Consider the following 20,969-nt stretch of genomic DNA (forward strand, 5'->3'; position numbering starts at 1 on the left):
AAGGTATTTCAACAATGCTTTGTTTATCCTCCCAATGACTTGTATCCAATAATAAACTTTCTCCTCTCCAATGCAGCTCGAAAAATATAAAATTCATTCACATAACGAAGATGTACTTGCTGGACATCAACGTAAATTGGCATATACGCTTTCAGAAGTTGAAAATGCTGAAAACATCATCCAAAAACTAGTTGATTTCCAAATCGCTATTCCTTCATGGGCTTTGGGCACAGGGGGTACACGTTTTGGTCGTTTTTCTGGTGGTGGCGAACCAAGAAGTATAGAAGAAAAAATAGAAGATGTAGGTTTACTACACGCTTTAAACCAAGCAAGTGGTGCTATCTCTTTACACATTCCTTGGGATATACCTCAAAATGCTCAGGCTATTAAAGTATTGGCGGCACAACACGGCTTAAAATTCGATGCTGTAAACTCAAATACTTTCCAAGACCAAGCTAATCAAGAATATACTTATAAATTTGGTTCACTTCAAAATGTTAACAAGGCTATTCGTAAACAAGCGATTGACCATAACATTGAGGTAATCAAGCATGGTATTGAATTAGGTTCTGAATCGCTAACGGTTTGGTTATCTGACGGTTCTTGTTTTCCTGGACAATTAAACTTCCGTAAAGCCTACCAAAATACGTTGGAAAGTTTAGAGGAAATTTATGCGGCTTTACCAGACAACTGGAAATTGTTCTTAGAATATAAATGTGCTGAACCTAACTTCTATTCAACAACTGTTGGAGATTGGGGACAGTCGTATTCATACGTTAAAAAATTAGGTGACAAGGCATTTACATTGGTTGATTTAGGTCATCATTTGCCAAATGCCAATATCGAGCAAATCGTTGCATTATTATTAATGGAAGGTAAATTGGGTGGTTTCCACTTCAATGATTCTAAATATGGTGATGACGATTTGACGGCTGGTGCATTGAAGCCATACCAATTGTTCTTAATCTTCAACGAATTAGTGGAAGGAATGGATGCAAGAGGAATGAACCATGCTACTGATTTAGGATGGATGATTGATGCATCACACAATGTAAAAGATCCATTAGAAGACTTATTGCAATCAGTAGAAGCCATCATGACGGCCTATGCACAGGCATTATCTGTTGATAAAAAATCTTTAGAAATTGCTCAAGAGGAAAATGATGTAGTGCGTTGTCAAGAGATTTTACAGGATGCTTTCCGTACCGATGTTCGTGCATTAGTCGCTGAAGCTCGCCTTCGTGCTGGTGGAGCATTAAACCCAATTGCATTGTATCGCAACTTGAAAATTAGAGAAAATTTGATTCAAGAAAGAGGCCTGAAAGCCGTTTCTACTGGGCTTTAATTTTTTATGACAAACAAAACTTCTGTCATTGCTATTTTTGACATTGGCAAAACCAATAAAAAACTGTTCCTCTTTGATGAGCAGTACAAAATTGTTTTAGAAAAATCGACTCAATTCGACGAAACTCAAGACGAAGATGGCGATAACTGTGAAGATTTAGACCTCCTCAATGCGTGGGTAACCCAAACATTTGAGGAGGTGCTAAGCCTTCCTGATTTTGCTATTAAGGCATTAAATTTTTCAACTTACGGAGCAAGCTTTGTGCATCTTGATGCGAATGGTAAAGCGGTGGCACCTTTGTATAATTATTTAAAGACGTATTCTGAGACACTGAAAAAACAGTTTTATGATACGTATGATGGTGAACAAAAGTTTTCACAAGTTACAGCATCGCCAGTATTAGGAAACTTAAATTCAGGGATGGTTCTCTATCGTTTGAAATACGAGAATCCTGATTTATTTGCCAAAATAAACTACTCGCTACATTTACCCCAATACTTGAATTTTCTGTTTACGGGTAACTATTATTCAGATATTACGAGTATCGGTTGTCATACCAATCTTTGGGATTTTACGAAAAACACTTATCACAGATGGGTGCATGAAGAAGGCGTTGACGAGAAGCTCGCTCCTATCTTCCCTTCAAATCAGGTTCAGCAAAAAAGTATTGGTAACTATGAATTACAAGTAGGCGTTGGTCTGCACGATAGCTCTGCAGCGTTGATTCCCTACCTTGCTACTTTCACCGAGCCTTTTATTTTGCTTTCAACGGGTACGTGGTGTATTAGCTTGAATCCTTTCAATCATATTCCATTGAGTGCGGAGGAATTGCAATATGATTGTTTGTCGTATATGCACTATGAAGGTAAGCCCGTAAAGGCTTCAAGGTTATTTGCTGGTTATGAACACGAACAACAAACCAAGCGTTTGGCATTGCATTTCAATCTGGCAAATGATTATTATAAAACTGTAAAGTCTGACTTGGAACTTTTACATAGATTAAGGGAAAGTCAACTACATGGCGATGACGACCATTTGCGTGAAGCCCGACGTCCGCCACTCCAAGAATCTCTTTTTGGAAGTAGAGATTTGACTGTTTTCAATAATTACGAAGAAGCCTATCATCAATTAATTATTGACATTGTTGCTCAACAATTAATTGCTACTGAATTAGTATTGAATAATTCGCCCGTAAAAAAACTTTTTGTGGATGGTGGTTTTGGGAAAAATGAGATTTTCATGACATTACTTGCTATGGCTTTTCCTACCTTAGAAGTTTATGCAGCCTCTGTTGCTCAGGCTACCTCGTTGGGTGCTGCTCTTTCGATTCATCAATACTGGACGGATAAAGCTTTACCCGACAATTTGATTGAATTAAAAAAGTATCAGCTTGAAAGTTAATACTTTAGCTAAACATACTGTTTAAAGATGAATCATGCCGAATTTTCATTAGAATAATAAGTTTAGGAGTGTTTATATTTATTATCGTCTTGTCCTTACTTTTCTTTTCTTGATAAAAGAAAAGTAACAAAAGAAAATCAAGAATTCCTAAACTCGCTTCGCTCAAACAGTAGGAATTCGGCATCCATCAATCATAAAAAGGCAGTCGAAAAACTAATTTCGACTGCCTTTTTATGATTCTAAAATTCGGGATAACTCATGTTTAAAAGGGCAAAAAAAAGTGATTAAACGTATTTGGGGCGTTTAATCACTCAGCTCTGTTAAAAGCACAATTCAACCACGAATTGATTATTATGCCACAAATATAGTATAAACACTCATATATTTATAAGTGTTTATACTTATTTTGAAAAATATTTTTTATCTATTCATTTGAAATCAAGATTGTATTAACACATAAGTCCTTGTAAATTGCGACTACATTGTGGTAAGCAAAAAGATAAACGATTGTTTGATACACAATTCTGATTAACATGAGTGTTTTAAAAAAATTAGCCAGCGAAACAGCATCATACGGCATAAGTACAATTTTAGGGCGATCACTTAATTTCCTATTAGTGGCTGTTCATACCGCTGCCTTTACACCCGCAGAACTTAATATAAACGTAAAGCTTTATGCATACGTAGCCATTGCTAATATTATCTATACGTATGGCATGGAAACAGCCTTCTTCCGTTTTGCTACTGACGACAAAGAAAAATATTATAACATCATTCAATCGGCCATCACCATTAGTAGTTTGGTATTTACCAGTATCATCATTATTTTTTCAACACCCATCATCAATGCATTAGGCGTACCGGGCAAAGAGATTTTCTTGACTTGGATAGCATTGATAGTAGCCATCGATGCAATTACGGCCATTCCTTTTGCCAGATTGAGGCTAGAGAAAAAAACCAAAAAATTCGTAGCAGCAAAAATTTTCAGCATCATTGTAAACGTACTATTGAACATTATTTTTTTATTAGGTTTCAAAAAAATAGCAGATGGCGATTATCTTCTTTTCTTACAGCCACTAGCTCAAAAATTATACTTACCAAGTGTTGGTGCAGGGTATATTTTCTTGGCTAACCTACTAGCAAACGCCAGCTTATTTTATTTTTTGAGGGCAGAGTTCAAGCTATTCAAATTTCAGTTTGACAAAGCCACTTTCAAAAACTTGATGATATATGCCTATCCTATTATGATAATGGGCTTGGCAAGTACCTTTAACTTAATGTTTGATAGAATATTACTGGAAAGACTATTACCCGAAGGTTTTTATCCGAACCGTACTTCTCAGGAGGCACTAGGCATCTATGGGAATGTCTATAAGCTTTCTATCTTTATGGCATTAGCAACACAAGCTTTCCGCTATGCTGCCGAACCTTTTTTTCTGGCAAAAACTGAAAATAAAAATTCGCCTGAAACATTAGCAGATGTAACAAAATGGTTTTTGATAACCTGTATATTTATTTGGCTAGGGGTTTGTCTGAATCTAGATATTATAAAAGTCCTTTTCTTAAGAAAGCCTATTTATTGGGAAGGAATGAAAGTAGTACCGATTTTATTACTGGCCAATCTTTTCCTAGGTGTTTACTACAATATCTCTGTTTGGTTTAAACTCAACAAGAAAACATATTTCGGTACCAGAATCACTTTTGGTGGTTTGGCAATCACTATCTTTTTCAATATTATACTCATTCCCAAGATGGGATATATGGGTTGTGCGATAGCCTTTTTGATATCATGCTTTTCGATGACTGCCTTGTGCTATTACTTCGGACAAAAGTATTATCCCGTACCATATAAGATACTTTCAGCCTTTGGATATATTATTTCAGCGGGTGTATTAATTTTTTGTACCATGCAGATTAACATTGAAAATTTATGGATTTCTATCCCATATCATTTCATATTACTGAGTTTATATGCTGCTGGTGTTGTTTTAGTTGAGCGAAAGACAATTATTCCATTGAAAGTCAGAGATAAATATGCTTTTTTAAGATAAAAACATAAAATTTTCGAGTAAATTATAGAACTTTGTAATAAACTAGGATTAAAGCCTAGATTAATTTTAGGGTTTTATTCAATGTATCGTTATTTCTTTAGATTTTTTGCAATCTAAATACTTATCTAAATAAAGGCATGATGACTGACAATCAAATTCGGACTCAATTTGAGGCCTTAGAAATAAAACTAAGGAATGTTGTCTTAAGATATAAAGATTTGCAAACTAGGCTTGAATTAGCTACCCGAGAAAACGAATCTTTAAAACATACATTGGCTGATACCTTAAAAGAAAACCAAGAATTAAATAAAAAATTAAACCAAAGAGTAAAAAACTTTAAAAAATCAGATAAAATCACTAAGATTGCAGTAAACAATCTAAATAGTACAGGCAATCCTGCCGAATTGAAAGAAAAACTTGACCAATATATCTTAGAAATAGATAGGTGTATTAGTCAGCTTAGCAAATAAAAAGTTTACAAAATCAATCGTTTCATAGTTCATAGTTTTCTTGACTAAATAACTCAAAACTTTTAATTTAAAACTTAAAATATAATGGCCGAAAAAGTCCCTTGTAATATAGTTGTTGCTCACGAACCTTTTAGCCTATCAGTTGGGAAGGAAGAAGAGGAATTTGTTCGCAAAGCTGCTAAGTTGATTAATGAAAAAATGGATTCTTATCGAGAAACTAAAAAGGTAGACTCGCACCAACGTCTGTTAGCAATAGTTGCTTTAGACTTTGTAATGAGTAACCTTAAATTTGGCGTCAAACATAGTGATCTTCAAAAATCTGTGATGGGGAAGATTGCTGAATTAGACAACTTATTGAGTTCTGTTACAGAATGAATTAACATATTTCTTTATTATTCGTTGTAAACGTTTTAAGTAGTAAAATTGAGCGATTATAAATCATATTTATAAAAATTAGTACAAGTACCTGAATACCATAAATTAAACCTTATACATTCTAATAACATGATTTTGATTGGATTCGTTTACATAAACAACGCCATACAAATTTCTAGTTTACTTGTTTAATTTAACTATTCTTGATTTTAAATACGATATACAAGCGTTTAATTTTTCTTTTCACATTCAAGGCATTTGTCTGTTTTAGTCCTTTTTTTCACTCAATAGTTGGTCGGATTGCATTATTCAATGCACGAAAACTATTAACTAAAACGATATAAATAATGCTAACTCCCATCATTGCCGCAGTTGCTTCGCTGATAGCGGGAATATTTGTCGGTAAGCTTGCTTTTGCAAAGAATACCCAGAGAATTGAAGAAGAGGCAACTTCCAAAGCTTCAGATATTGTCAAAAATGCTGAATTACAAGCAGAAAACATCAAGAAAGATAGAATACTTGAAGCCAAAGAAAAGTTCTTGAAACTTCGCTCGGAATTTGAAGATGATTCAAATAAAAAGAAGCAGATTTTAGTTCAAAATGAGCAAAAACTAAAAGAACGTGAGCGTACTTTACAGATTTCGATGGAACAGACTAAGAAATTAGAATCTGAGTTAAATTCGCAAAAACAATCGTTGACTTCTAAAGAAGAAAACCTAAGAAAAAAGACGGAAGAAGCTGATAAGAAAAGAATTCAGGCGGATGAGATGTTGGCTTCGCAAGTATCACAATTGGAGAAAATAGCAAGCTTAACTGCTGACGAAGCACGCCAACAATTGATTGATGCTTTGCGTGCAGAAGCAGAAACGAAGGCATCGTCTATCATTAAAAATACGATTGAGGAGGCTAAGTTAACAGCTACTAAAGAGGCTAAGAAAGTAGTTATTGAGACTATTCAAAGAACGGCGGCTGAAAATGCGATTGAAAACTGTGTATCTGTTTTCAACATTGAATCTGATGACGTAAAAGGTAAAATCATTGGTCGTGAGGGTAGAAATATCCGTGCATTAGAAGCCGCTACAGGGGTAGAGTTTATTGTAGATGATACGCCAGAAGCCATCATCATTTCTGGTTTTGACCCTGTTCGTCGCGAAATCGCTCGTTTGTCGCTACACCGTTTAGTTCAGGATGGTCGTATTCACCCTGCTCGTATTGAAGAAGTAGTTGCCAAAACTAAGAAGAATATCGATGAAGAAATTATTGAAATCGGAGAACGTACCGTTATTGATTTAGGGATTCATGGTTTACACCCTGAATTAATCAAAATGGTAGGTAGAATGCGTTTCCGTTCTTCGTATGGACAAAACCTTTTACAACACTCGCGTGAAGTAGCCAAGCTTTGTGCTACTATGGCGGCAGAATTAGGCCTGAATGCGAAGTTAGCGAAGCGTGCAGGACTATTACACGATATTGGTAAAGTATGGCATGAGGAGGCAGAATTGCCTCACGCTATTTTGGGGATGCAGTTGGCAGAGAAATACAAAGAAAACGCTGAGGTTTGTAATGCCATTGGTGCTCACCATGATGAAATCGAGATGACTTCTATGATTTCGCCAATTATTCAGGTATGTGATGCCATCTCTGGTTCTCGTCCAGGTGCTCGTCGCGAGATGATGGAATCTTATATGCGTCGCTTAAAAGAATTAGAAGAATTAGCAGTTAGCTTTAGCGGTGTTCAAAAATGTTATGCTATTCAGGCTGGTCGTGAATTGAGAGTATTGGTAGATGCTGAAAATGTTTCTGACGAAAAAGCGAGCATGCTATCATACGATATTTCACAGAAAATTGAAAAAGAAATGCAATATCCAGGGCAAATTAAAGTAACGGTTATCCGTGAAATGAGGGCCGTGAATTACGCAAAATAATAGCGGTTTATAGCTTAGCTATATTCCAAATAACAAAATCCCCCTAAGAGAATTATTCTTTTAGGGGGATTTGTCTTTTAACTGCCTACGAAAACAGTCAAAAAGATAATGGCACATTCCAAAAAATTGCATCTAAATTAAGAGCGTTTGTTGATAAAAAAAATGACTTAAATCAGTTTTCAAAAAGCATAAAAATTGAGAATTAGGGTATTTTTTTAACAACCTTGTTAAAAAGCTTATTACCAAATATTTAGTGTATTTACTTAAATATTTTTAATAATTATTTGTAAAAAAAATAATTATTTGGAACAGTTTTTGAATAAAAATATTCAAAAAAACTTTGTTGTGACAACAATTTTTTTTTGAATAAATGAGAATCAATGTAAAATATGAAAGATAGAATATGAAAAATAAAAGAAGTTGTGGTGCTTAGTGTAAATTTTAGATTAAAAATTTTGCAAGTATAATTATCACGAATTACTTTCAACCTCGAAATGAAAAAGGCATTCATAAAATATCCCTTATTTTTATGTGTTCTCCTGTTGAGTATAACAAGTCAATTGTTTGCTCAAACACAGAAGGAGGCTGCCTTTCATTTGCCCAAAAATACGCTTAAAGAGTCCCAAAATTTAAGCATTAGCACAGAAGTACCCTTCCAGTTTTTTTTCTCTACAAGTTCTTTAGGCGGCAAAGAAACTACCTTGTTTGCATACGATGAAGAGAATATTGAAGAAGAAGAAAGCTTTGTAACGCCAAAAAAGAATTCAGAAGCCGCTTCTTATTTTACAATTCCTTTTTTTGGCTGGTATACTGGATTTACCCTACTCGATTTACCTCAAGTCTTACTTTTCTGTAAGCATTATTCACCTTTCTTTTCAGTTGATTTAAACATAGTATTCTGTGTCTTCAGAATATGATTTAATATCTCTGTGGCAGATCATGCTGCCCAAATCTTCATAAAATTATTTTATTTCTTTAGGCAAAGCATTTTAGTTTCAACGGCTGATTAATGTTTTCTTATGCCACGTAATACATTCTAAAATCCAGTAAACCAATAAAAATTGTCATGAAAAAAATTCTCATGTTCATGAGTATAGGTGCTATGTTGTGCCTTACTAGTTGCGAATCAAAAAAAGAGGAAGAAAAAGAAGAGCAAACTAAGTTACTCGTTACCAGCCCATTAAAAAAAGATACAACGGCTATCAATGAGTACGTTTCTCAAATTCGCTCGATACAACACATCGAATTGAGAGCCCTAGAAAGGGGTTATTTAAAAAAAATCTACGTAGATGAAGGGCAATTTGTTAAAAAAGGACAGTTAATGTTCCAGATTTTACCGTTGCAATACCAAGCTGAATTTCAAAAAACTCAGGCTGAAGCCAATTATGCTGAGATTGAATATAAAAACACGAAATTATTAGCTGATAGCAACATCGTTTCTCGTAATGAGTTGGCCTTAACTAAAGCCAAATTTGATAAAGCAAAAGCTGAAATGGAGTTGGCCAAAGTGCACCTTGGTTTCACTGAAATCAAAGCGCCTTTTGATGGTATCATGGACCATTTTTATGTACGAGAAGGTAGTCTTCTGGCAGAAGGAGATTTACTTACTACTTTGTCTGACAACAGCAAAATGTGGGTATATTTTAACGTCCCAGAATCAGAATATCTAAATTTCAAAACTAAGTCGAACAATAGTAATGTGCCAGTTGTAAAACTCAAGATGGCTAATCAAGATATTTTTGAATATCCAGGAGTTGTTCAAACAATTGAAGCAGACTTTAATAATGAAACGGGAAATATTGCTTTCAGAGCTACTTTTCCTAACCCTAATAAGCTATTAAGACATGGAGAAACAGGTAACATCCAGATGGTTGTACCGCTGAAAAATGCTGTGATTATTCCACAGAAAGCTACATTCGAAATCTTGGAAAAGAAGTATGTATTTATCGTAGATAAGAATAATGTAGTTAATTCAAAAGAAATTACGATTGGTGCTGAATTGCCAGATTTATATATCGTCAAAAGCGGATTAACTGGTAATGAAAAAATACTTCTTGAAGGTTTGAAGAAGGTTAGAGACAACGATAAGATTATCTACGATTACAAAGACCCTAAATCGGTCATTGCTAATTTGAGAGTTTATGCGGAGTAGTCAAGCAGTGCTGTGAAATAATGATTGGATAAATAAGCGATTCTTAAATCCTTTATCCATTAGCTATCAAGCTATTATTCATTAAATCACTTATTGGCTAAGTCACTCATTTATATCTGTATTCAAACAAATTCAAGGATATGTTTAGTAAATTCATTCATAGGCCAGTATTGGCCATAGTAATATCAATTGTCATTATCTTCTTGGGGGTTTTGTCTATTAAGACCTTACCTACCTCACAGTTCCCTGAGATTGCTCCACCCGTAGTCATGGTGAGTGCCTCTTATCCTGGAGCTAGTGCCAAAGTACTGACAGAATCCGTTCTTATTCCACTTGAACAAGCCATCAACGGTGTTTGGGGAATGAGATACATGACCTCCGATGCTACCAGTGCGGGTGAGGCTAACATCCAAATTGTATTCAACCTAGGAACCGACCCTGACCAAGCCTTAGTGCAGGTTAATACAAGGATTGCACAGGTGTTGAACAGACTCCCACCATTAGTACAACGTGAAGGGGTAGTTGTAAACCGTGTAATGAACAGTATGTTGATGTATGTCAACCTGTATAGTAAAGACAAGAACGCCGATATGAAATTCTTGTTCAACTTTGCTGGGGTAAACATGATTCCTGAACTACAGCGTATCAATGGTATAGGGCAGGCTCGTATTTTGGGTAGCCGTCAATATGCGATGCGTGTGTGGCTAAATCCTGATAGAATGCGTGCTTACAATATTTCAGCAGATGAAGTAATGGCAGCACTGTCTGATCAAAGTGTGATTGGTTCACCGGGTCGTGTAGGTAGAGCAGATGGTAAGCGAGCAGAAGCACTGGAATATGTGTTGACCTACCAAGGTAGGTTTAATAAACCCGAACAGTATAAAGACGTCATCGTCAGGGCCAATGCCAAAGGGGAAATTCTAAGGCTAAAAGATGTCGCCAATGTAGAGCTAGGAAGTGAGTATTACGATATTTATTCTAACCTGAATGGTTATCCATCGGCGGCTATTGTATTGAAACAGACTTATGGTAGTAATGCAAGTGATGTTATTAAGAACGTAAAAAGCAAATTAGATGAACTGAAAAAGACGTCGTTTCCACCAGGAATGGATTATCAAATCAGTTATGACGTTTCTAACTTCCTTGATGCTTCTACCGAAAACGTAATCCATACATTAAGAGATGCCTTTATTTTGGTGGCCTTGGTTGTATTTATATTCCTTGGCGATTGGCGTTCTACGCTTATTCCAACGTTGGCCGTACCAATCTCCCTTATTGGAGCCTTTACGTTTATGAAGTTCTTTGGACTTACCATCAATATGATTACGCTTTTTGCACTCGTATTGGCAATTGGTATTGTGGTAGATGATGCCATCGTCGTCGTCGAGGCCGTCCATGCCAAAATGGAAGAAGAACATCTCTCCCCTTATAAGGCTGTACGGAAAGTACTTGGTGAAATCAGTGGAGCTGTTATCGCGATTACCTTATTGATGACAGCCGTGTTTGTACCCGTAGCATTTATGTCGGGTCCAGTGGGTATTTTCTATCGTCAGTTCTCTATCACGATGGCCAGCTCAATTATTCTGTCTGGTATTATTGCCCTTACGGTTACTCCTGTATTGTGTGCCATGATTTTGAAAAACAATCATGGGAAGCCTAAAAAGAAGACATTTCTTGATAAAGGTATCGATGCTTTCAATAGAGGTTTTGAAAAACTGACTGGAAAATACGTAGCATTATTACGCCGTATTGCTCATAAAAAATGGATTACCGTAGGTATGTGGATAGTATTTGTGGTGGGTATTGTAGCAATAACCAGCAATTTACCATCTGGCTTTATTCCAAGTGAAGACCAAGGGATGATTTATGCCATTATCCAGACACCTCCAGGATCAACGCTTGAAAGAACCAATGATATTTCTCGCAAGCTTCAGACGATTGCTGAGAAAGTAGAAGGAATTCAATCGGTATCGGCACTAGCAGGTTATGAAGTACTTACTGAAGGACGTGGTTCAAACGCTGGTACTTGTTTAATTAACTTAAAACCTTGGTCAGACCGTGAGCATTCCGTTTCTGAAATCATCTATGAACTAGAAGAGAAAGCAAAGGAGATTCCTGGAGCGACAATCGAATTCTTTGACCCACCAGCTGTACCAGGATATGGAGCTGCGGGCGGTTTTGCCTTACAATTGCTTGATAAAACCAATAGCGGTGATTACAACCAATTGGAACGTGTGAAGAACGACTTCATGAAAGAATTAGAAAAACGTAAAGAGCTGACAGGTTTATTTACCTTCTTTAGTGCTAACTATCCTCAGTATGAATTGGAGATAGATAACCAATTGGCCATGCAAAAAGGCGTTTCTATTGGTAATGCCATGAATACCTTGTCAATTTTGGTAGGTAGTACTTATGAGCTTGGCTTTATCAAATTCCAACGTTTCTTCAAAGTGTTTGTGCAGTCGTCGCCTGAATTCAGAAGATTGCCTGAAGATATCATGAAGCTTTATGTAAAGAATAATCGTGATGAGATGGTGCCTTTTTCAGCCTTTATGAAAATCAAAAAGATGCAGGGTCCTAACGAAATCAACCGTTATAATATGTATTCAACGGCTTCTATCAGAGGTGGTGCAGCCAAAGGATTTAGTAGTGGTGAGGCAATTGCAGCAGTACAAGAAGTAGCCAAAAAGACTTTACCACACGGTTTTGATATCGACTGGGCGGCTCTTTCATACGATGAGGTTAGACGTGGTAACGAAGCTGTTTATATCTTCTTAATCGTGTTAGCCTTTGTTTATGTAGTTTTGGCTGCACAGTACGAAAGCTTTATTATTCCATTAGCCGTAATTTTATCTTTACCTGCTGGGGTGTTTGGTTCATTTATGTTCATCAAGTCGATGGGACTAGCGAATGATATTTATGCACAAGTAGGTCTGGTCATGTTGATTGGTTTGCTAGGCAAGAATGCTGTGTTGATTGTAGAATTTGCCATGCAAAAACATCATGAAGGAGCAACCGTATTGGAGGCCGCCATCGAAGGAGCCAAAGTTCGTTTTCGCCCTATCTTGATGACATCCTTTGCATTCATTGCTGGGTTAATTCCATTAGTGATGGCTCATGGTGCTGGTGCTATCGGAAACCGTACCATTGGTGCTTCTGCCCTAGGCGGTATGCTTTTCGGTACCATTTTCGGAGTACTGATTGTACCTGGCTTGTACTACATATTCGGCTCTATAGCTGAAGGCCGTAAGCTTATCAGAGACGAAGATGACGACTCGTTGACCGAAAGCTTAGTTCATTCAATAGACTCTTTCCCACAATTAGACGACAGCAAAGATGATGAATAATAGAAAGACCCTGAACTATTTAGTAGCAAGTAGCATACTTTCTCTGGTGGCAGCTTGTATGCCAGCCTCATTGGTTCAGGTTAATAGAACAGCAAACAAAACAGTCCCTGCGAGCTATAATAGCTCGCAGGATACTACCAATAGTGTAAAGACAAAGTGGAGGGATTTTTTTACTGACCCTAACTTGATTGCTTTGATTGACACTGCTTTACACAACAATCAGGAATTGAATATTACCCTACAAGAAATTGAAATTTCGAGAAACGAAATTCAAGCACGAAAAGGGGAATATCTACCTTTTGTTAATTTAGGCGGAGGAGCAGGTGTTGAAAAAGTATCCAGATATACTAGTCAAGGCGCTAGCGATGCTTCTTCTGAAATCAGACCTGGTAAAGAAACACCTGAGGTATTGCCAGATATGTATTTTGGAGCATTTGCCAGATGGGAACTAGATATTTGGCACAAACTGCGTAATGGTAGAAAAGTAGCAGTAACTAATTACCTAGCTTCTATTGAAGGTAAAAATTTCTTGGTAACTAATTTGGTTTCTGAAGTCGCTAAGTCTTATTATGAATTGATGGCACTTGATAATCAGCAAGATATTATCAGAAAGAACATCGTTATTCTGAATAATGCGCTATCAATCATCAAGCAAGAAAAAGATGCTGCCAAAGTTACCGAACTAGCCGTAATTAGGTTTGAAGCAGAGGTATTCAAAACGCAAAGTCTTCAATATGAAATTCAGCAAAAGATTGTTGAAACTGAAAATAGGATTAATTTCTTAGTAGGTAGATTACCACAACACGTTCAAAGAAATTCGGATAATTTTAATGGATTAGTTCCTGATAAAATTTCAGCGGGTATTCCGTCACAATTATTGGAAAACAGACCAGACATCAAACAAGCAGCATTAAATTTGTCGGCAGCTAAATTGAATATTGATATAGCTAAAGCTAATTTTTACCCTTCTTTGGGTCTTTCAGCAGGTTTAGGGTTTAGATCTTACAGTCCGTTATATTTATTGAGCATTCCTCAAGCATTAATGTCATCAATTGGAGGCGACATAGCAGGGCCGTTAATTAACAAAAATGCTATTACTGCTACTTACAAAAATGCTAATGCGAAGCAAATACAGGCAGTTTATGATTATGAACGAACCATTCTGAATGCATGTATTGAGGTGACTAACCAGTTATCTAATATTGGTAATCTGGAAAAGAAATACACCATGAAAAACAATCAGGTGCAAGCTCTTACTAAGTCAACGGACATCTCACTGAAGTTATTCAAATCAGCAAGAGCTGATTATATGGAAGTATTATTAACGCAGCGTGATGTTTTGGAGTCAAGAATGGAGCTGATTGAAACCAAAATGCTACAAATGAATGCCCTAGTAAATACTTATAGAGCATTAGGTGGTGGTTGGAATTAATTGGTAATCAATAATCATTTGCTATTTAATCATTAGGATTACACAAAAAGAGTCTGTTTTTGAAACAGACTCTTTTTGTGTAATTTAGCCCTTCAAGGACACTGTGAATCCTAATAACGATTTTGAAAATTTGAATAATGAACGATAACGACACAAAACGGCTTTCACGCTTAACTGCAATTTTGACACAATTGCAAACGAAACGCCTTTTGACGGCTAGAGAATTAGCAAACAAATTTTCGGTTAGCATCAGGACTATTTATCGAGACGTTAGGGCTTTGGAGCAAGCAGGAGTACCAATTCTAACGGAAGAAGGAAAGGGCTATACGTTAATGGAAGGATATAAAATTCCTCCTGTAATGTTTACAGAAAGCCAAGCCAATGCTTTAATTCTTGCAGAACAATTGGTATTAAAAAACAAGGATGCCTCTTTTATTAAAGACTACTCAGAAGCTATCGACAAAATTAAGGCTGTATTAGGGCATAGTATAAAAGACAAAGCAAACCTATTGGCAGAACGCACCCTATTTATTCAAAACATCAACAACGAAAGAAACAGTAATAATATATCAGAGTTACAATTTGCTCTGACAAATTTTTATCTGGCAAGGATTGAATATATCAACGAAGCAGAAAACGTTACAAGCAGACTGATTGAACCATTTGCCTTATTAAGTACACAAGAGAATTGGTTATTAGTAGCATGGTGTCGTTTGCGGAATGAGTTTCGTTTTTTTCGGCTTGATAGAATCAAAAAACTAGAGGTGCTTACCGAGCAGTTTACTCCCCATGAAATGACCTTACAAGAATATTTTGATAAGTATCATTAATTTGTTTTTACCCCTGACATAGGGCTGTCATTACCCTCCTTTAGCTTTGCATCATAAACTTAAAAAAATAATTTTATGATCAATCAATTAGCAAATCTAAATTGGATGAGTGTCTTAATAGCTTTTACGCTATATTGTTTTGAGGGTGCTTTGTGGTTCACGTTACTATTCAGTAAACAGTATAAAATATCTTTGGGAAGAGAAAACGAAACTTTACCCAACAAACCCATTTTTATCATTGGCCCTGCAATTTGCACATTAGTGGTTACAATTGTAAGTGCCATATTAATGTATGCACTGAATATATCCACATGGGCACAGATGTTTGAATTTTCATTACTTACTGGCATTGGATACTTGGTTGCCAACACGTTTAATATCGCCATCAATCCGAATATTCCTCGACCAATACTCTATGGAATCATTAGTGGCTCGTATCATTTAGTAGGTATTTTGATAACAAATAGTATTCTATTCATCATGAAATAACGAAGGACTGATGCAAAACAAGGATTTAGAAACTTTTTATCCCACAAATCGCCAAGAATGGAGAGAATGGTTGACAGAAAATCACCGCTCAAAACAGTTTATTTGGCTTGTTTGCTATAAAAAAAAGACTAATATGCCAACGCTTTCTTGGAGCGAAGCCGTGGAAGAAGCCCTTTGTTTCGGCTGGATTGATAGTACAAGGAATACCGTAAACGATGAGAAATTTGTCCAGCTTTTCAGCAAAAGAAAAGCGAAGAGTACTTGGTCAAAAGTTAATAAAGAGAAGGTTTTGCTGCTTATTGAACAAGGACTGATGACACAGGCTGGTCATGAAAGCATTGAAATTGCTAAACAAAATGGTTCATGGATAATACTGGATGAAGTAGAAGCCCTAAGTATCCCCACAGATTTGGAAGAAGCATTCAAAGCTAATCCAGATTCAATGGATTATTTCCTGAGTTTAAGCAAGTCGGTAAAGAAAGGTATCTTACAATGGATTGTACTTGCTAAACGAACTGAAACTAGAGCGAAAAGAATAAACGAGATAGTAGTAACGTTGGCACAAAAGCTAAAACCAAGACAGTTTTAGGCAGAAGACTTTTTCTGTTGATTATATTTTGACCTTCTAAAATCATTTATCACTAGAGAGGGAATTAATTTCCTCTCTAGTGATAAAATTGCATTTGTAATACTAAACAATTTCCCAATCATGTTCGGGTAAATATTCTACCAACCCTTTTTCGGTTTTACCTACCGCTACTCTTCCAGATTTTAGGTATTCCAGAATTTCCCAGTTTTTCATGTATTGATAAAACTCCAATATTTCAGTTTCAGTACCATTCTTTTCAATCACAACGTAGTCTAGCCCCCAGTGAACGACCTTTGCATTCCAATCGAGGTTTATTTCCTTGATATTCAAAGGAGAACCGCCTAGTGGTGTTGCCAATTTAAAAAGTGCGATTTCGTTGAATACAATTTCATGGTCTAGATAACCAAAAACGGCTAATACATCAACAACTTTACGAATTTGACGTACCAACTTTTCAACAGCTTCACGGCTTTCATGACGAATCACAATCGTGAATCTTGAAACACCTTTACGTTCGGTTTCGCAAACATTTAAAGATTCAATATTTAACCTCCTCCTTGTAAAAATAATGGTAATTCGGTTTAACAAACCAACGGTATTGGTTGTGAAAACGGATAATGTGTATGTTGTCATTTTAAAGTTCTGAATTTAGATTTTAGCTAATAGAATAAACATCTAAGAAGTATTAGAAAAGAAGTAATTGACTGATGAGAAATCACTCAATCACGATTCATTCACTCCATAAATTTATTCTAATCTAATCGCTGAAACACTTGCTCCTGCTGGCACCATTGGGAAAACGTTTTCTTCTTTTTCACAAACGATTTCTAATAAATAAGGTTTATCAGAAGCTAATAGCACATCTAAAGATTCTGACAAGTTGGCTCTATCACTCACGGTATGTCCAGCGATACCAAAACCTTTGGCAATCGTGATAAAGTCAGGGTTTTGTAATTCTACAAAAGAATAGCGTTTGTCAAAAAACAACTGTTGCCATTGGCGAACCATTCCTAAGAAATTATTATTCAGGATAATAATCTTAACAGGCAAGCCACTTTGTGCAATAGTTCCTAATTCTTGAAGGGTCATTTGGAAGCCACCATCACCTATAATGGCAATTACTTCACGGTCGGGTGCTCCTACTTTCGCCCCAAAAGCGGCAGGTAAAGCAAAACCCATTGTACCAGCTCCACCAGAAGTAACCAAAGAATTCCAAGTATTGTATTGATAGTAGCGGTTTGTTACCATCTGATGTTGACCAACATCCGTTACGGTTACAGCTTCACCTTTAGTTTTTGCAGAAAGCATCGTAACGGCTTCTCCCATTCTGATTTTATCACCCTCATGGAATACATCACGTTTCGTTATTTTCTCAAATTCTTCTTCGTCGTATTTTTTAAATTCAGCTTTCCAAGCCTCATGCTTGCGTTCTTTTACCAAAGGCAACAATGCTTTCAATGTTTGTTTGGCATCACCAATTACAGGAGCATCAGCAAACACATTTTTATTGATTTCGGCAGGGTCAATATCAATATGCACTACTTTAGCCTGCTTGATAAACTTGGCTAAATCGCCCGTTACACGGTCATCAAAACGCATACCAATGGCAATCACTAAATCGGCTTCATCTGTTAACACGTTAGCGCCATAATTTCCGTGCATACCCAACCAACCTATATAATTTGGATGATTTGTTGGTATTGCCGACATCCCTAAAAGCGTAGTAGCTACTGGAATATCTGTTTTACGGACAAAAGCATCAAATTCTTCTTGAGCATTGGCAATGATAATACCATGACCTGCAAAAATATAAGGCTTCTGAGCGGCATTAATCAATTTTGCGGCTGCTTCTACTTGGTCTTGTTTTGGTGTAAGTCTTGGGCGATAGCTAACGATTTCGGTACATGGCTTGTACTCGAAAGGAATCGTCATCAAATCTGCCTGAGCTGTACGAGTAATATCTAATAAAACAGGCCCTGGACGACCAGATTCAGCAATATAAAAAGCTTTCGCCATTGCCGCAGGAATTTCGTTAGGGTCAGTAATCTGATAATTCCATTTGGTTACTGGCATCGACATACCGATGATATCACACTCTTGGAAAGCATCAGTACCCAATAAATTTGCTTTAACCTGACCTACTAAACAAACCATTGGTGTTGAGTCTAGCAAAGCATCTGCAATAGGCGTCATTAAGTTAGTTGCTCCAGGTCCAGACGTTACCATAGCAACGCCCGCACGACCCGTCATACGAGCAAAACCCTGTGCAGCATGACCAGCACCTTGTTCATGACGGACGAGGATATGTTTGATTCTATCTTGATAATCATAGAGGGCATCATACGTTGGCATGATTGCGCCACCAGGATAACCAAATATGGTTTTAACATTATTTTCAACCAAGCATTGCATGATTGCCTGTGCACCTGTCAAAAACTTAGCAGGTTCAGCTTTCTTTTCCTCTACGGTCATGGTTTGTGAGTTTTCCATGGTTAAATTTCTTTATTTGTAATGAATAAATGTCAGATTGTGGTTTTGTTTCATTGATAAACCAATCATTTTATAAGGGCTCTTACAAATCCGTCACACAACCTTCGCTTGCTGATGACACATTTTTTACATATTTACGTAAAACACCTTGTTTAAATGGCGATGGTGTTGGCTTCCATTCTTTACGTCTCTCTGCTAATTCTTCATCAGAAACATGTACATGAAGGATATTATTTACGGCATCAATCGTAATTAAATCTCCATCTTTTACTAAAGCAATATTTCCACCTACTTGTGCTTCTGGTGTAATATGCCCAACTACAAAACCGTGTGTACCACCCGAGAAACGACCATCTGTAATCATGGCTACTTTGTTGCCTAAGCCTGCACCCATTACTGCCGAAGTTGGCTTCAACATTTCTGGCATACCTGGTCCTCCTTTTGGTCCTTCGTTACGAATCACAATTACTTGTCCTTCTTTAATTTCGCCTTTTTCCAAGAATTCAATTACCTCCTCTTCACATTCACAAACTTTGGCAACACCTTCAAATTTTTCTCCTTCTTTTCCTGTAATTTTTGCTACAGCACCATCTGTTGCCAAGTTGCCATATAAAATTTGTAAGTGACCAGTCGCTTTGATTGCCTCAGCGATAGGCTTAATAATTTTTTGAGTATCAAAATTAATTTCTGGTACTTCAGCCAAGTTTTCTGCAATGGTTTTACCCGTAATGGTCATACAATCTCCGTGTAATAAACCTTCTTGCAATAAATATTTCATTACTGCTGGCACACCACCAATAGCCAACATATCTTCCATATAGTATTTACCTGATGGCTTTAAATCAGCAAGCAATGGCGTACGGTCTGAAATATCTTGAATATCTTTTAAGGTAAAATCAACTTCAGCAGCACGTGCAATCGCTAAGTAGTGAAGAACAGCATTGGTAGAACCTCCCATTGCCATTACCACTGTCATAGCATTTTCAAATGCTTTACGTGTCATGATATCACGTGGGCAAATGTTTTTCTCTAACAAATTTTTCATGGCTGCACCAATTGCCAAACACTCTGCTTTTTTACCCTCATGTGTTGCTGGATATGATGAAGAATTTGGTAAGGTTAAGCCCATTGCTTCCATTGAAGAAGCCATCGTATTAGCAGTATACATACCGCCACAAGCACCAGCCCCAGGAATGGCATTTCTGATTACCCCTTCGTAGTCTTCATCTGAAATATTACCTGCGAATTTCTTTCCTAATGCTTCAAAAGCAGAAACGATGTCTAATTTTTGTCCTTTGTATTCACCAGAACGAATCGTTCCACCATATACCAACATCGCTGGGCGGTTCAAGCGAGCAATCGCCATCATAGCTCCCGGCATATTTTTATCACAACCTACTACTGCAATTACGCCGTCGTACCACTGTGCTCCCACTACGTTTTCGATTGAATCGGCAATTAAATCACGAGAAGGTAGGGAATAAGACATCCCATTATTACCGTTTGTCATTCCATCAGAAACTCCAATCGTATGGAAAATCAAACCCACCATGCCATTCTCCTGAATTCCTTTTTTAACATGTACCGACAAACCGTTAAGGTGCATATTACAAGTGTTTCCTTCATAACCCGTGCTGGCAATACCAATTTGGGCTTTTTGCATGTCTTCTTTTGTTAAGCCAATGCCGTATAACATTGCTTTTGCTGCTGGGTTGGTAACTTCTTGCGTAAGGGTTCTTGAGAATTTGTTTAGTTCTTGTGACATCTTGAATTGAAATGTTTTGAATCAGAATTTAGTTATTTTACTAAATTTTAAATGATTGTTTTGTTAACAGTTATTTTATCAAAAATGAGATTTGTACTTTATCTACTTTTTTTACATTTTTCTAAGAATCAAAATCCTTTTAAACAAAAGACCTTTCTCCGGTGTGAGAAAGGTCTTGGTATATTAGAAAATATCAAACCGTCTCACACCGATTGGGAGAGTAGAATTACCACTAGGACGATATTGATAAATTGGTTTAACATCTTTTCTTAGAATTTTTTCTAGCGAATTTTCGCTATTGTTTCTTT

The 20,969-nt window shown here is 36.7% G+C and carries 16 protein-coding genes; 13 read left to right on the plus strand and 3 right to left on the minus strand.

The genetic code is table 11. The features are described from left to right. Positions 1-70 precede the first annotated feature (70 nt). The 13 genes from VB264_RS02315 to VB264_RS02375 all read left to right on the plus strand — a co-directional run bounded on the left by VB264_RS02315 (position 71) and on the right by VB264_RS02375 (position 16,406). Positions 71-1,345 (plus strand): TIM barrel protein, encoded by a 1,275-nt coding sequence (locus tag VB264_RS02315; RefSeq protein ID WP_323246408.1) that lies wholly within the window; start codon positions 71-73, stop codon positions 1,343-1,345. 6 nt (positions 1,346-1,351) lie between these two features. Next, positions 1,352-2,746: an FGGY-family carbohydrate kinase gene (locus VB264_RS02320; protein ID WP_323246410.1), complete on the plus strand. Its 1,395-nt coding sequence runs from the start codon at positions 1,352-1,354 to the stop codon at positions 2,744-2,746. Between the two features lie 533 nt (positions 2,747-3,279). Beyond that, positions 3,280-4,797 (plus strand): lipopolysaccharide biosynthesis protein, encoded by a 1,518-nt coding sequence (locus VB264_RS02325; protein ID WP_323246411.1) that lies wholly within the window; start codon positions 3,280-3,282, stop codon positions 4,795-4,797. Positions 4,798-4,937: 140 nt separating this feature from the next. Beyond that, positions 4,938-5,267, plus strand: coding sequence for a hypothetical protein (locus VB264_RS02330; RefSeq protein WP_323246412.1), 330 nt, complete (start codon positions 4,938-4,940; stop codon positions 5,265-5,267). 84 nt (positions 5,268-5,351) lie between these two features. Next, complete coding sequence (locus VB264_RS02335) at positions 5,352-5,642, plus strand: cell division protein ZapA (RefSeq protein WP_323246413.1); 291 nt, start codon at positions 5,352-5,354, stop codon at positions 5,640-5,642. Between the two features lie 347 nt (positions 5,643-5,989). After that, on the plus strand, positions 5,990-7,567 hold the full coding sequence (gene rny, locus VB264_RS02340) for a ribonuclease Y (protein WP_323246414.1): 1,578 nt from the start codon (positions 5,990-5,992) through the stop codon (positions 7,565-7,567). A 494-nt stretch (positions 7,568-8,061) separates the two neighbouring features. Then, entirely contained in the window at positions 8,062-8,484 is a 423-nt protein-coding gene (locus VB264_RS02345; protein ID WP_323246415.1) for a hypothetical protein, read from the plus strand. A gap of 149 nt (positions 8,485-8,633) precedes the next feature. Further along, positions 8,634-9,719 carry an efflux RND transporter periplasmic adaptor subunit gene (locus tag VB264_RS02350; RefSeq protein ID WP_323246417.1) on the plus strand — a complete coding sequence of 362 codons (1,086 nt, stop codon included), beginning with the start codon at positions 8,634-8,636 and terminating at the stop codon, positions 9,717-9,719. Positions 9,720-9,859: 140 nt separating this feature from the next. Continuing rightward, positions 9,860-13,066 (plus strand): efflux RND transporter permease subunit, encoded by a 3,207-nt coding sequence (locus tag VB264_RS02355; RefSeq protein WP_323246419.1) that lies wholly within the window; start codon positions 9,860-9,862, stop codon positions 13,064-13,066. Beyond that, positions 13,059-14,498 carry a TolC family protein gene (locus VB264_RS02360; RefSeq protein WP_323246699.1) on the plus strand — a complete coding sequence of 480 codons (1,440 nt, stop codon included), beginning with the start codon at positions 13,059-13,061 and terminating at the stop codon, positions 14,496-14,498. Before VB264_RS02355 ends, VB264_RS02360 begins: the two co-directional genes overlap by 8 nt. A 137-nt stretch (positions 14,499-14,635) precedes the next feature. Then, a complete protein-coding gene (locus tag VB264_RS02365) occupies positions 14,636-15,328 on the plus strand; it encodes a helix-turn-helix transcriptional regulator (protein WP_323246422.1) in 693 nt (230 codons plus the stop codon). Positions 15,329-15,403: 75 nt separating this feature from the next. After that, complete coding sequence (locus tag VB264_RS02370) at positions 15,404-15,817, plus strand: DUF1761 domain-containing protein (protein ID WP_323246424.1); 414 nt, start codon at positions 15,404-15,406, stop codon at positions 15,815-15,817. A 10-nt stretch (positions 15,818-15,827) separates the two neighbouring features. After that, positions 15,828-16,406, plus strand: a complete 579-nt coding sequence (locus VB264_RS02375) for a YdeI/OmpD-associated family protein (protein WP_323246426.1) — start codon at positions 15,828-15,830, stop codon at positions 16,404-16,406. A gap of 102 nt (positions 16,407-16,508) precedes the next feature. Here VB264_RS02375 and ilvN read toward each other — a convergent pair whose 3' ends face one another. The 3 genes from ilvN to ilvD form a co-directional block, all read right to left on the minus strand. Further along, positions 16,509-17,039, minus strand: a complete 531-nt coding sequence (gene ilvN, locus VB264_RS02380) for an acetolactate synthase small subunit (protein ID WP_309912936.1) — start codon at positions 17,037-17,039, stop codon at positions 16,509-16,511. Positions 17,040-17,153: 114 nt separating this feature from the next. Further along, the gene (gene ilvB, locus VB264_RS02385; RefSeq protein WP_323246428.1) at positions 17,154-18,896 is read right to left on the minus strand and encodes a biosynthetic-type acetolactate synthase large subunit; all 1,743 of its coding nucleotides are present in this window, start codon (positions 18,894-18,896) and stop codon (positions 17,154-17,156) included. 82 nt (positions 18,897-18,978) lie between these two features. Continuing rightward, positions 18,979-20,661, minus strand: a complete 1,683-nt coding sequence (gene ilvD / locus VB264_RS02390; RefSeq protein ID WP_323246430.1) for a dihydroxy-acid dehydratase — start codon at positions 20,659-20,661, stop codon at positions 18,979-18,981. Positions 20,662-20,969 lie beyond the last annotated feature (308 nt).

Source organism: Arcicella aquatica, from assembly GCF_034928825.1.
Taxonomy (GTDB): Bacteria; Bacteroidota; Bacteroidia; order Cytophagales; family Spirosomataceae; genus Arcicella; species Arcicella aquatica.